Annotated in this window: 9 protein-coding genes and 1 pseudogene; 5 read left to right on the top strand and 5 right to left on the bottom strand. The window is 39.2% G+C overall.

The window, feature by feature from the left end; genetic code table 11:
• Positions 1-80 precede the first annotated feature (80 nt).
• The 5 genes and pseudogenes from BBI00_RS07240 to arr all read left to right on the top strand — a co-directional run bounded on the left by BBI00_RS07240 (position 81) and on the right by arr (position 6,698).
• The gene (locus BBI00_RS07240; protein WP_065398136.1) at positions 81-1,433 is read left to right on the top strand and encodes a TolC family protein; all 1,353 of its coding nucleotides are present in this window, start codon (positions 81-83) and stop codon (positions 1,431-1,433) included.
• 9 nt (positions 1,434-1,442) lie between these two features.
• The gene (locus BBI00_RS07235; protein WP_065398135.1) at positions 1,443-2,504 is read left to right on the top strand and encodes an efflux RND transporter periplasmic adaptor subunit; all 1,062 of its coding nucleotides are present in this window, start codon (positions 1,443-1,445) and stop codon (positions 2,502-2,504) included.
• Between the two features lie 7 nt (positions 2,505-2,511).
• Positions 2,512-5,697 carry an efflux RND transporter permease subunit gene (locus BBI00_RS07230; protein ID WP_065398134.1) on the top strand — a complete coding sequence of 1,062 codons (3,186 nt, stop codon included), beginning with the start codon at positions 2,512-2,514 and terminating at the stop codon, positions 5,695-5,697.
• Between the two features lie 257 nt (positions 5,698-5,954).
• Positions 5,955-6,293: pseudogene (locus BBI00_RS23735) on the top strand (tetratricopeptide repeat protein); the annotation flags it as partial.
• Positions 6,291-6,698: an NAD(+)--rifampin ADP-ribosyltransferase gene (arr, locus tag BBI00_RS23730; protein ID WP_065399656.1), complete on the top strand. Its 408-nt coding sequence runs from the start codon at positions 6,291-6,293 to the stop codon at positions 6,696-6,698. The pseudogene BBI00_RS23735 and the gene arr, both read left to right, overlap by 3 nt.
• A 100-nt stretch (positions 6,699-6,798) precedes the next feature.
• Here arr and BBI00_RS07220 read toward each other — a convergent pair whose 3' ends face one another.
• The 5 genes from BBI00_RS07220 to BBI00_RS07200 all read right to left on the bottom strand — a co-directional run bounded on the left by BBI00_RS07220 (position 6,799) and on the right by BBI00_RS07200 (position 13,722).
• The gene (locus tag BBI00_RS07220) at positions 6,799-9,945 is read right to left on the bottom strand and encodes a M60 family metallopeptidase (protein ID WP_065398133.1); all 3,147 of its coding nucleotides are present in this window, start codon (positions 9,943-9,945) and stop codon (positions 6,799-6,801) included.
• Between the two features lie 427 nt (positions 9,946-10,372).
• Positions 10,373-10,819 (bottom strand): KTSC domain-containing protein, encoded by a 447-nt coding sequence (locus BBI00_RS07215; RefSeq protein WP_065398132.1) that lies wholly within the window; start codon positions 10,817-10,819, stop codon positions 10,373-10,375.
• Positions 10,820-10,970: 151 nt separating this feature from the next.
• Positions 10,971-11,867, bottom strand: a complete 897-nt coding sequence (locus BBI00_RS07210; RefSeq protein WP_065398131.1) for an aspartyl protease family protein — start codon at positions 11,865-11,867, stop codon at positions 10,971-10,973.
• A 187-nt stretch (positions 11,868-12,054) separates the two neighbouring features.
• Positions 12,055-12,819 (bottom strand): hypothetical protein, encoded by a 765-nt coding sequence (locus BBI00_RS07205; protein ID WP_065398130.1) that lies wholly within the window; start codon positions 12,817-12,819, stop codon positions 12,055-12,057.
• Positions 12,820-12,978: 159 nt separating this feature from the next.
• Complete coding sequence (locus BBI00_RS07200; protein ID WP_065398129.1) at positions 12,979-13,722, bottom strand: hypothetical protein; 744 nt, start codon at positions 13,720-13,722, stop codon at positions 12,979-12,981.
• Between the last annotated feature and the right edge of the window lie 123 nt (positions 13,723-13,845).

Genomic DNA, 13,845 nt, shown 5'->3' with positions numbered 1-13,845 from the left:
AGTATTTCTTACAATGGTTCGTCAGTTAGAAATAAAATAATGACTGAAAATTAAATAAAAAATAAACGAAGTATAAAATTATGAAAAGAAAACGTATAACTGCTAAAAAGCTAAAAATCGGGATAGCTGCAGCATTTATGATTTTCGGTTTTTCATCGGTGTCTGCCCAGCAGCAGGTTTCCCTTCAGGAAGCAATCAAACAGGCACTTCAGAATAAAGCAGAAGCTAAAAAGGCAGCTTTACAGATAAAAAAAGCCGAATATAAGATTGATGAGGCCAGAGCAGGAGCTCTTCCACAGATCAGTGCAACAGCCGGACTTACATACAACCCTGTTATTCAGGAGTCTTTGCTTGAATTTGGCGGTGAGAGAATCAGAGCACAGCTGGGGCAGCCATGGAGCTCAAGTGCTGTTGTTCAGCTTCAGCAGGCATTATTCGATCAAAGAGTATTTACAGGACTGAAAGCTGCAAAAACTACAAGAGAATTTTATGTACTGAATGCAGACCTTACCAACGAACAGATTATTGAAAATGTGGCAACAGCCTATTATCAGGTTTTTGTACAGGAAGAGAATCTTAAAACGGTAGAAGCGAGCTATGCCAATACCGAAAAAGTAAGAAATGTTATTAAAAGTCTTGTAGATAACGGATTGGCGAAATCAATCGATTTGGACCGTACCAATGTACAGCTTACTAATATCGGGTCAAACAAGCAGCAATTGATCAATTCAGTGGAACTTTCAAAAAATGCTTTGAAATTCTATATGGGAGTTCCTATCGGGACCGATATCGAACTTGAAGAAAAGACAATTGAGCCGAAACCTGAATTGATTGCGAGCAATGTAAACCTTGAAAACCGTACGGAACTTAAGGTTTTAAACAAGAACAGAGAACTTCTTCAGTTCAATAAAAAAGCTACAGAAGCTTATCTGTATCCTACCGTTAATCTTACCGCAAGCTATGGCTGGGCCGGTATGGGGAAAAAATTTCCTTTGACGAATGGACTGAATAACGGAGTACTTTGGAGTGATTATTCAGCAATAGGTCTGAATGTGAATATTCCAATTTTTACAGGTGGTGCTACAAAAGCAAGAATTCAGCAGGCTGAAATTGATATCCAGGATATTGATCAGGATATTCAGAAAACACAGCTGAGTCTTGATCTGGACTATAAAAATGCCATTACCAATATGGAAAATGCCATTATCAATATCCAAAGCACAAAAGATAATGTAGAACTGGCTGAAAGAGTACAGAAAAATACCCAATCCAATTATCAATATGGTCTGGCAACCCTTACAGAAGTACTGGATTCTGAAAATGCTTTAACACAGGCAAAACAGAACTATTCCAATGCATTACTGGATTACAAACAGGCTGAGATCAAGCTGATAAAAGCTAAAGGTGAACTAAACACACTACAAAACTTATAATAAACGAAAATGAAAAAAACTTTAATATATATCATCGTAGCTGCTGTACTTGTAGGTTTAGCTGCTTACAAGATTGCCGGTAACAAAGAAAAGCAGACCCAGGAAGTAAAAGAAGTTGCCAAGCAGGTAGATAAGATCAACGTAAACATTGTAACGGTTACAAGAGAAAATATCGATACGGATTACTCTGCAAACGGAACTTTCCTTCCCAAGCAGGAAATGAACCAGGCTTCAGAAATCTCAGGACGTATTGTGAGCGTTTTGGTAAAAGAAGGATCCAGAGTAGGGGCAGGCCAGGTTTTGGCGACGATCAAAAGAGATGCGATCGAAGTTGACGTTACACAGGCTCAGAATAACCTTCAGAATGCGATCATTGATAACCAGCGTTATGAAAATGCATATAAAACCGGAGGTGTAACAAAACAACAGCTTGACAATTCAAGATTACAGCTTAAAAATATGCAGGCCGCCGTTAAAGCTCAGGGAGTAAAAGTAAATGATACAAGCATCCGTGCAGGAATCAGCGGTACAATCAACAAAAAGATGGTTGAGCCGGGAACTGTAGTTTCTCCCGGAACAGCGATGTTTGAGATCGTTAATATCAACAGCCTGAAACTTTCGGTATTAGTGGATGAAAGTCAGATCGGGAAAATTCAGCTGGGTCAGGAAGTTCCTATTAAAGTGAACGTTTTGCCGGAAGATTCTTTCGTAGGTAGAATTACATTCATTGCTCCTAAAAGTGATGCATCTTTGAATTTCCCTGTTGAAATCGAAGTTCAGAACAGAGGAAACTTAAAAGCGGGGATGTATGCAACGGCTAAATTCAGCACAAACCACGGTGCAGAAACACAGAATATGCTGACAGTTCCTGCTGAAGCGTTTGTAAACGGGGTAAGTTCAGGACAGTTATTCGTTGTTGAGAATGGAGTTGCAAAGCTGATCAAAGTAACTATTGGAAAAGTTTACGGAGACAAAGTACAGGTATTGAGCGGACTGAACGGTGGTGAGAAAGTAGTAACCAGCGGACAGATCAACCTGGATAACGGATCTAAAGTGAACATTATAAAGTAGAAGATTTATGAAGTTAGCAGAAATATCGATCAAAAGACCCTCGCTGGTAATCGTATTATTTACGATTCTGACGTTGGGAGGTATCCTGAGTTATACGCTCATGGGGTACGAATTGATTCCGAAGTTTGAAACCAATATGGTAACCATTTCTACGGTATATCCGGGAGCTTCACCTGCAGAGGTGGAAACCTCCGTAACCCGGAAGATTGAGGATGCCGTAGGGTCTTTGGAAAACGTAAAAAAAGTAGAATCTTCTTCCTACGAGAGTTTATCGGTTATCATGGTTCAGCTGAACGACGGAGCCGATGTAGACTATGCTTTGAATGATGCCCAGAGAAAGGTAAATGCTATTCTGGCAGACCTTCCGGATGATGTAAAAGCACCGTCACTTAACAAATTCTCCCTGGATGACCTTCCGATTATCACGATGAGTATTTCATCTGATAAACTGAACAGTAAGGATCTTTATGACCTGCTGGATAAAAAGATCGAACCCATTTTCTCCCGTGTAAACGGTGTGGCACAGGTAGATCTTGTAGGTGGACAGGAAAGAGAGATTCAGGTGAACCTGGACGAGAAAAAATTACAGGGATACGGGCTTTCAATAGGAGATGTACAACAGGCAATCCTTTCATCAAACCTTGATTTCCCAACAGGAAGTTTGAAAACCAGAACAACAAAATCTACGATCAGATTATCAGGGAAGTATAAGTCGATTGAAGAAATGAATAACCTTGTGGTTTCCAATAAAAACGGAGCACAGGTACGTTTATCTGATATTGCAACTGTTTTCGACTCTCAGAAAGATGTTGAAAAAGTAGCGAGATTCAACCAGTTTCCTACCATCCTGATGCAGGTGAAAAAGCAGTCTGATGCCAATGCGGTGGCTGTATCTGAAAGCGTTCAGAAAACCATTAAGACCGTAGAGGAAGCTTACAAAGTGCAGGGGGTAAAAGTAAAGATCGTGAACGATACAACGGAATTTACTCTTGAATCAGCCAACCACGTTATTTTCGACTTATTCCTGGCGATTATCCTCGTGGCAATTGTAATGCTGCTATTCCTTCACAGTATCAGAAACGCATTTATCGTAATGGTTTCTATCCCGGCTTCATTGGTAGCGGCATTCATTGGAATGAACCTGATGGGCTATACTCTGAACCTGATGAGTTTACTGGGACTGTCCCTTGTGGTAGGGATCCTGGTGGATGATGCGATCGTTGTACTGGAAAATATTTACCGTCACATGGAGATGGGTAAAAGCAAGATCAGAGCAGCTTATGACGGTGCCTCTGAGATCGGATTTACCGTTGCTGCGATTACCTTGGTAATTGTGGTGGTATTCTTACCGATTGCGATGAGCTCAGGGCTTGTAGCAAACATCCTGGCACAGTTCTGCGTCACGGTGGTTATTGCAACCTTATTATCGTTACTGGCTTCATTTACCATCATTCCTTGGTTATCATCAAGATTTGGGAAGCTTGAGCACCTGACCGGTAAAAACTGGTTCGAGAAATTTATCCTTTGGTTTGAAGGTTTAATTGACAGGTTTACACACTGGATTACAGATATCCTTGAATGGTGTCTTAAAACAACTTTAAGAAGAATTTCCACAGTTGTGATCACCTTTATTATCCTGATCAGTTCATTCTCTTTGGTGATCTTCGGATTCATCGGGGGTGAATTCTTCCCACCAATCGACCGTGGTCAGTTCCTTGTACAAATGGAGCTTTCAAAAGACGCAACCGTTGAAAAAACCAATCAGCTGACATTGGAAGTTGAGAAGTTTTTAAGAAATGATAAAGATGTTGTAGACCTTATTACAACAGTAGGACAGCAGTCTACAGGTTTTGGTGGAGCACAGGCAACAACCTACCAGTCTGAGGTTCAGGTAAACCTAACGGACAAATCTGAACGTTCTGAAAGTACCAACATCAAAGCGGCAAAAGTAAAAAGAGCTTTAGAAGAGAAATTTACGGGAGTAGAGTTCAAAACAGCTCCAATCGGGATCATGGGTGCTGAGAATGCACCGATCGAAATGGTAGTGACGGCTCCTGATAATGCAATTGCTGTAAAAGAAGCAACAAGAATTTTAGAATTATTGAAAAAAGTTCCTGGAGCAGTAGATGCAGAATTGTCAACAGACTCTGGTAACCCGGAAGTGCAGGTGACGATAGACAGGGATAAAATGGCTTCTTTAGGCTTAAATCTTTCAAGTGTGGGACAAACGATGCAGACTGCATTCAACGGAAACACAGACGGGAAATTCAGAGCCGGAGAATATGAATATGATATTAACATCCGTTTTGGAGATGTCAACAGACAATCTATTGATGATGTTAAAAACCTGATCTTTACAAACCCTCAGGGTCAGCAGGTTCGTCTGAGCCAGTTTGCCGAGGTGAAAATGGGTTCAGGACCAAGTTTGCTTGAGCGTAGAGATAAATCTCCTTCTGTAAAAGTAAGAGCTAAAGCGGTAGGTAGACCGGTAGGGGACGTAGCAAACGAATGGGCAGCTAAATTTATGAATGATAAAAAACCTGTGGGGGTTGACTACATCTGGAGTGGTGATATGGAAAACCAGCAGGAAGGTTTCGGTACTTTAGGGATTGCTTTATTAGCGGCTATCGTATTGGTATACCTGGTGATGGTATCGTTATATGACAGTTTCGTATATCCATTCGTAGTATTGTTCTCTATTCCGCTGGCAATGATCGGGGTAATGGTAATTCTTGCCTTAACTGCGAACTCATTGAATATCTTTACGATGCTGGGGATGATCATGTTGATTGGTCTTGTTGCGAAGAATGCGATTATGATCGTTGACTTTACCAATGCAAGAAAAGAAGCGGGAGCAAATACTCATGATGCACTGATCCAGGCCAACCACGCCCGTCTTCGTCCGATCCTGATGACAACCATTGCGATGATCTTCGGTATGTTACCGATCGCATTGGCAACAGGAGCAGGGGCAGAAATGAACAAAGGTCTTGCATGGGTAGTAATCGGTGGTTTGACATCGTCTCTATTCCTTACATTGATCATTGTACCGGTAGTATATTCATTATTTGACTCCCTTCTACGCAGAATGGGTAAAGATACCAAAGTAGACTACGAAGCTGAAATGAAGGCAGATTATGTACACAGAGAATTGAATGAAGACGGATTTACGCCTAAGCATTTAGATAAATAAAATATCATATACCTTTAATTAATCGAAAGCGCCTCAGAATTTCTGAGGCGCTTTTTATTTTCCCGCAGCTTTATTTTATGTTTGTAATCATAAACAGATTCAGAAATAACAGATATTTTTGAACCTGATAATTGTGTACTGCAATCTTCTTATCTGAGCCGTTCCATAGTACTTGGATGCGGCTTTTTCAGTGGCATATACCTGTGTTCCGGACTGGATTAAATTATGTAAGTTTGTAGATTTAAAAAAAATAAAATATGGAATTTTCACCATTCAATAACGTTGTTAAGCTTTGTCTTCAGGGGATGAGTATGGAAGAACAGGGGCATCCTGAGAAAGCATTAGAGCTGTTTCAGCAAGGTTGGCAGGAAGCGGCTGATGATCTTGAAAAATTTCTTACGGCTCATTACCTGTCCAGGCATCAGAAAACAGTTTCAGACAGATTAAAATGGCTTGAAACTACCTTAGAATTGGGACAAAAAATAAATGATGATACGGTGAAGAGTGCTTTTCCTGCTATTTATCTCAATATCGCCAAATGCTATGAAGAAATGGGTGAAAAAGAGAAGGCAAAAGAAAACTTTGAATTGGCCATGCAGTGGAAGAATCACCCCTCAGACAAAGGTCCCTTTTATCATGGTACAAAAGCAGATCTGAAAATTGGAGATTTACTGACGGCAGGAAGTAATTCCAACTATAAATCTGAATTCAGAATGAATCATATTTATTTTACAGCGTCAGTGAATGGAGCTGGTCTTGCTGCTGCATTGGCAAAAGGAACCGGACGTGAACGGGTGTACATCATTGAGCCTACAGGTACCTATGAAAATGACCCCAATCTTACAGATAAAAAATTTCCGGGAAACCCAACCCGTTCCTATCGTTCCGAATCCCCACTGAAGATCATAGGGGAAGCAACAGATTGGGTGAGGCCCAGTGCTGAAGAGCTTGAAAAGTTTCAGGAAAAATTAAAAGACAATAAAGGTGAAATCATCAATTAAGATGCATGAAACAAAACAAAAACTTCCGGTATATTTCCGGAAGTCTTTATTTTTGTGAAAAAATGAATTGCTGTACCTTTTAAAAACAATCAGTCAATATCTATTCTTTGATGATTTTAGACTGATATAGGCTGGTATCTCCATCGTATATTGAGATGATATAAATTCCTGTTTTCAGGTTTTGTATGCTGTCATTCACCTTTTTATTGATTTCTTCTACAGATCCTTTTGCAGCCGTCAGCAGCTGACCTGTCATATCATATATTTCAGCCTTTAGATTTCCTTTTGCATTTTTAATGGCAATGTTCAGTTTCTGTCCGCTTTTTAATGGATTAGGGAATACCGAAATATTATTTTTATTGGCAATGCTATTGTCTGCTGCTAAAGTACCTGCAGGATAAACCAGAATTTTTTGTCCGTTATATCCTATAGCATATACCTTCTGTGCACTGGAAGGGAAATCCACATACGTATTTGCCAGCGTTGTATCTCCTGTCCCAACAATAGAGACGCTTATCAGAGCATTAGCTATGTCATAGGTTTCAAAGGCAACAGCATTAGTCCACTGCGCATTATCTATGAGAAGGAACCGTCCATTTGTATTGCTGATGATCTGTGCCCCAACGCCTGTAATACCGGAAACCGGCAGAAGATTTTTAAAAGTACTGACGCTGTTTGCAGAGATATAATTGATCACCGGAGAAACAGGTTTGGCATATCCTTTTGAGAGAACATAACTTTTTACGTCATCTATCATACTTTGTGTAATGGTCAGCTGTTGTGAAACATAATCATCCATCGTTCCGTCCACTGGTCTCAGGAAACCTGTATTGGTAAAGAAATCGGTAAGATCTTCCTGAACGGCATCACAGGTGTTTTTCACGAAATTCATCACCAATTGCCCTTGGGAAAGCTGGGATTCATCCGTTTCAGTAACTTTTTTAACAACATAAGCAAGCCAGTGAGCATAATCTACCCCTGTCACCGGAGCCGGTGGAGTCTGGGTGTCTTCATTGGACATATCCCCATCAAAATTTAATGTTGCTGCTCCTTTCGAAGCTCCGGCCAGCTGATAATACAATTCCAGCTGCCAGAATGGAATAAGGCTTCTGAAGTTTTTATCCTTTGGATTCACAAAATTCGTTCTGAATTGATCCATCACATTTTTTCCATTGATCTGGGTCTGGATAATAAATTCCCCATATCGGTTCCCTTCAACCTGAGGGAATACTGTTTTATCTGCAATTTCACCTTCCAGCCTTGTAAAGCGGTTACTTCCATTAGGAGTATGCATATTATAATAAGCCCATAATGAATAAATATTGTTGGTAATTTCTCCTGTACCGGACCATCTTACCCCTGGTCTTACCTGGTTGATATGCCCGAATTCGTGCGCCACTCCCCAGATATCAAGACCAGTAGCGGAAGCTGTATTCTGCATTCCCCACGTCAGATCCAGATGCACTCCTAAGGTTCCGCCAAACCAGCCTCCTACAGATTCGGTGTACATAAGCTGTCTGTTTTTTACATTCTTATTGTACTTGAAGAAGCCCATAAGCTCTCTTTCAGACTTTACAATCATATCATATTTGTCAACCAGAGGCTGTGGAGAATCATAATGAAAATTGGTTACTGCAGATTTATCCATGACCAATCCCGTGTAGTATCCCTGCATATCTACTTTGGGATACACATCATTGGTAAGCATTTCAGTCCATTCGGGAGCTGCAGTTCCTTTTTTATAAATACCATTTACAATACCTGCCGTAATATTGAGAGAAATTGGAGCGGCAGCGGTATCATCAGTATAGTAGGAGATATATCCGAGTCCTCCGTTGGTAATTTTCAATAGGTTGAACCCGTTTTTCAGCTCATATGAATTTTCAGGAGATATCTGTGATGTGCCGCCTTCTGTTGCAAAATCCCTGATCTTCAGGTAAACTTTATTGCTGGCAGAACTGATATCCTTTGCAAAAATAACTACTGTGGTATTGGGTTGAAATACAATCCCTGCAGGATTTTCATAAGCATTATAATTGCCTATTTTGTATTGAGTATTGATTGATTCATTCTTTTTGTAAGCGGTAAAGTTCTGTACCCTGTACTTTTTAGTATAGGTATTGTTGAAAAGGCATTGTGCCAGCCCTTTCATAAATGGAGAGGTAATGGCATTGATATCCTGCTGGGTAACAGAAGGCTTCAGTGTACTGAACAGCGGATCACTGAAAATAGCAGAATAAGCCGAAAGGTCAGGTGTGTTAGGATCCGTCTGGAAAAACTGAAGTTCGGCACAGCTCGCAAAATTGTTCTTTCCATCCAGTACTTCAATTTTGATATGCAATGGGGTAATGGCAGAAGGGAAGTAGGCCGTTTTTGATACTCCCGTCTGTTCGAAATTGAGAGTTGAGATTTCAGTATAATTGGAATTGGATACTGTATTATAACTGATTTTTATATTTCCGAAATTTCCGTTTACATTGCCGTCCTGTCTTGGTATATATTTCAGATAGTTGATCGGCGTTTGCCCGTTGAATTCATAAATAAGGGAAACAGGAAAGGATGTCGTGCTCCAATTCGAGTGATATAAGGTATTGAGATCTCCGTCGAAAGATTTATCGATATCATATCCCGGTTGAAAACTGGAGGCTGTAGAACCTGCTGCCTGTGGTATTACAGGAATATCTCCGAAATTTGCAAATTCTCCGGTGGGAAGAGCACATTCTGCGGTAACGGGATCCATCTGTTCCGTAGAATAAAATTCCATTTCAGCACAGCTTGAAAAACTGTTTTCTGCATTCAAAACCTCTATTCTGATAACAGCAGGCTTTATAATAGCATTGGGCAGATCTATTGTCTTTGATGTGTTGTCTGCCGCCCAGTTTATTACACCTGTAGCATCTGTGAAAACACCGGGACTGGCTTGTGTGGAATATTTAATCTTTACACTTGTCCAGATTCCATTCAGGCCGGATTGTCTCGGTTTATAGACCACCTTTGATACGCTTTTTACCCGTTGAGAAAAATTAAAATTCAATTGGTCAGGTAGGGCCGTACTCAGGCTGTACTTGGAATGGTAAAGAGTATTCATGTTATTGTCTGTACACATACCTGCTTCATTTCCGGGCTGTGCAGGCTGTTGCGAGCTTACATAGGCTACGGGCATTTTGTATTGTGCGGAAAGCGTTTGCAGCACAAATAAAAATAAGATGGCACATCCTCTCTGGACGGCTGTTTTTTTAAAATTCATATAGGTGTGGTATTGATTTTTTTCAATTTAATCTATCAGCTACAGGGTTGCTTGAAATATATTTTTGCAGATATCCGGGGAAGGATTTTATACCTGATCACGGCAGTTTTCCTTTAGGAAAAACGCATGGTTTTTTGCTGCAATGTTACAGGAGAACAGTTGTAAATGCAAGGATAGTATAGAATGATTATTGAAATTTACCTATATTTTTAAATAAGAATTAATAAAAGATGATGTTTTTAATGTGTTGTAAATGATTAGGTTGTGTTTTTTTTAGTGTGGAGGAATATTGAAAATGTTTCTTTAGATGAATTATTACTGTATGGCCTTCATTTATATAGAAGATTAAATCAGGCAATGGAAGTAGGATAATAAAAAAGACTTTCAGAATACACTGAAAGTCCTCTTATTTTATAGTAAGAAAAAATTAATCTGCCATCGCTTCCCCAGACTTTCTATAGACAAAGTTTCCATAGATATGCCTTCTTGCAAAACGGCTTGGGGAATCAGCATTGATCATTTTGATATAGGTGTTTTTGGGAACACCGATGTATTCATACATCATTCCATTCAAATGCTGAACGGTCAAAATTGATTTTTCAAGATAAAAATCCTGAATATTAGACTTTGTGATGGTTTCCGTATATTCTTCTTTGTATTTTTCCTGTGTTTCAGGATTAATGCTTACCAGAAAATGATAGGCTTCAATCACAGATTTACTTTTTTCTTCCGCTTCCAGTTTTCCGGCTTCATCATTGATGAATTTATCAGGATGCGTGTCTTTCATCGCATTTCTGTAAATTGTTTTCAATTCTTTTAAAGTAACATTTTTGTCTACCCCAAGAAGCGTTCTGTGCTCACCAATTTTTTTCATATCTCTAATCCTTATTTTCGGGGTGCAAAATTAAGGAATTTAATTTGAATAATTGTAACGTATTCATTTTTAATTTGTTTGAATTAAAATTATGAGTATCTTATTTTAACAAAATAGGGAGTTTAGCTAAGTATATCTGGTAATCTGTCTTTTAATCAAATCCCGAGTACAGGTTTTGATTCAGCTTAAAATAAATCGTTTGGTTCTTAAAATCAATAACAGCATTAAACCTTTTTAAAAATTTATTCCCGAAAAATCCTGCCATTTTCTCTGTAGCGTCAATGCCTTCCGTAGAACCGGAAAGGGTAACAGGCACATTATAAAGATATTTCCCGGCAAAAGTAATGGACGGACAATTGACTACCGGCATTTCATACACAGAACCATCCGAACCCTGGGCCCTGGCTTTCCCTATTGTTTTCATGACACGGGCAAATGCGTTATTTGTGGCATATGGAGCCGCAATGGTAAGAGCGTCATCAGCACCAGTATCAAGACCGAATAACCCGGAATATTCTTTGCCGTTTACTGTGATGGAACTTTCTACAGCCGGATAATTATCAACCAGATGCAGCTTCATTTTTTCATAACCGGAAAGATCGATTGATCTGTCGTTTTCATCATAGAACCGGATTTCTTTTTTGTGATAATCAATCTCAATTACTTTTCCCTGCATCATATCAGCTCCGAAAACACCGTCAAAATTAGTTGTTTCATAAGGGATCAGAGTCAGCAGGACATCATCTTTACGGATATCACCGAACTGTATTGTATTATGGCTGCTGTATTCAACCGTATTTATCCCGTTTGACCCTTTATTGGCAGACGTACCGTCAATTTTCAGGTTGATATCTTTCTTTGAACCCGTATTAATAACTGAGCCGTCTGCGCCGGTATCAAATAAAAATTTCAGTTGATCTGAATTATTGACCTTACAGTGAATGTATACCGAATTATTTTCCAGAGAAAAAGGTATAACTGCCGGTTTGTTTTGTGCGGGTATAAAAATCATGATGAATGTCGTCAGAAAAAGATACAGGAAGTCCATAGAAGAATATTTACTCCAGCGAAAATAAATGGATTTACAGTCCCGGCAAAGAAACACTCTGCCATTAACCCATCGTTAACTTTTTCTTAACCGTTCTCACGGATCGATTTCCCCGCCACTATAATTTCTGTAATTTCAAAAAAAAAGCCCCAAACCGGGGCGGTATATAATTTTTTATTTTAATTCCTTACTGGACATCACAATTCTTCTTCAGTTTCATGAAAATTCTGTCAAAATCCTTATAAGCCGTTTCTTCCTCTTCACGTCTTTGTCTGAAGCTGCTGTTGGCACAGTTGTGGAAGCTCAGCCCGATCATATCGATCAGTGCATAATCTTCCCTTTGCGGATCATTCATTTTGGCATTGAAACGGTTCATTACGCCTTGCGGATCAGCATTGTTTTTACTTTTAAGTTCTGTAAACGCTTTCCATGAAGCAACCATTTTCTCTTTGTCGGGAGATGATATGGCATCAATAGATTCTCTGCAGGTTTCGTAAAATTTACTGTTCTTAAGGGAGGAAGGATCAGAAAAAGCAAGAATTTCCTCTTTGTTCAGTTCATATTCATTTTCGAAAGTCCGGATGGCATTTTCATGCAGCTTTTTCCAGATTGGAAGATCAATCACTTTAAGGCTGTAAAGCTCTTCTTTCTTTTCCTGGTATTGCTTTTCCAGGTTTTCCAGATGAGCGTCTTTATTTTTGCGGATATCTTCAAGGCTGGAAAGTTTAAAAATAGGATTGGTGTCAAAATGAACCCCGTTGAATTTATATAAAAGTTTATTAACGCCGTCTATTTCCTCTTTTTCATATTTGGTGGCGTCAAAATATCCTTTGTTGTCACAATTGAATGTCTGATAGCTGTACGGTGTCAGATTGGTGGTTTTTGTGGGAACCTTTTGTCCCGAAATACTAATAGATAAAGCCAGAGAGAGCCCGACCATCATTTTGTCCATGCACATAGTTGTAGAAAGAATCCGAATTTTCTAAAATTTCAGTGCAAAATTAAGGCTTTTAATTTGAAAATTAAAGAAATGTGTCAATTTTATGCAGTTATTTTTATCAATTAATGAGAATTTTGATTTTTTGCTTTAAACAGGAGGTTTATGATCAGTTTATGGCCGGTCACAATCCCTTTTCAGTTTGATAAAAACCGCATCGAAAGCCTTCAGCAGAGTGCCGTTTTCATCAGCCTTTGGTCTGAAGCTGTTACTGGCACAATTACGGAAAGCATTCATAAGATCCATAAGGGCATAATCATCTTTTCGCTGATCATTCCATTGAGCAGTAAAAACTTCCTTTGTTCCGGAATAATTCCGTTCAGATAAACCCTTCCATACTGAATACATTTTCTGCGGGTCTTTGGTAGTCATGGCATCAATATACTCTTTACAGGTATTGTAAAATATACTTTTCTGAAGCGATTGAGGATCGGAATACCCCATAAGAATTTCTTTTCTGAGCTGATATTCATTTTCCAATACCCGAACAGCCTCTGCATATTGCTTTTTCCATAAGGGCCGGTCTATTATTTTTAAAGCATTAAGTTCTCCTTTTCTCTGCTGATACTCTTTCTCAGCCTGCTGCAGAAGTTGGGCACTGTTACTACGGACTTTATCCAATTTCACAGTATTGAAAACAGTAAGAGATGAAAAAGGAGATCCGCTTAAAGAATATACAAGTTGGTAAGTGCCGTCTATTTCTTCTTTTTTATATTTCGCCGAATCAAAATATCCCTTAACATCACATCCAAAGGTCTCATAACTGTAAAGAACAAGTGGGCTTTTCTTTGCAGGCGCTTTTTGGGCAGCCATCATCATCGATAGAGCCAGAGAAAGTCCTGTAAATAATTTTTTCATATTGATTGAAGAATCTGTACTTTTTATTTCGGTAAAATTAAAACTTAAAAACTACAAATCGGGCTATGGACCTGTATTATTTACTCACTGGTTTCGGGGATTTATAAGGGGTGTCATTTGTTT

The sequence above is a fragment of the Chryseobacterium arthrosphaerae genome, assembly GCF_001684965.1.
Classification (GTDB): Bacteria; Bacteroidota; Bacteroidia; order Flavobacteriales; family Weeksellaceae; genus Chryseobacterium; species Chryseobacterium arthrosphaerae.
Note: the sequence above shows the minus strand (reverse complement) of the source record. Positions and strands in the feature narration are given on the sequence as shown.

Coding starts and splice junctions, on each gene's coding strand:
- BBI00_RS07240 (WP_065398136.1), top strand. CDS start 81: ATGAAAAGAAAACGTATAACTGCTAAAAAGCTAAAAATCGGGATAGCT.
- BBI00_RS07230 (WP_065398134.1), top strand. CDS start 2,512: ATGAAGTTAGCAGAAATATCGATCAAAAGACCCTCGCTGGTAATCGTA.
- BBI00_RS07200 (WP_065398129.1), bottom strand. CDS start 13,722: ATGAAAAAATTATTTACAGGACTTTCTCTGGCTCTATCGATGATGATG.
- BBI00_RS07205 (WP_065398130.1), bottom strand. CDS start 12,819: ATGGACAAAATGATGGTCGGGCTCTCTCTGGCTTTATCTATTAGTATT.
- arr (WP_065399656.1), top strand. CDS start 6,291: ATGCAGTGGAAGAATCACCCCTCAGACAAAGGTCCCTTTTATCATGGT.
- BBI00_RS07215 (WP_065398132.1), bottom strand. CDS start 10,819: ATGAAAAAAATTGGTGAGCACAGAACGCTTCTTGGGGTAGACAAAAAT.
- BBI00_RS07235 (WP_065398135.1), top strand. CDS start 1,443: ATGAAAAAAACTTTAATATATATCATCGTAGCTGCTGTACTTGTAGGT.
- BBI00_RS07220 (WP_065398133.1), bottom strand. CDS start 9,945: ATGAATTTTAAAAAAACAGCCGTCCAGAGAGGATGTGCCATCTTATTT.
- BBI00_RS07210 (WP_065398131.1), bottom strand. CDS start 11,867: ATGGACTTCCTGTATCTTTTTCTGACGACATTCATCATGATTTTTATA.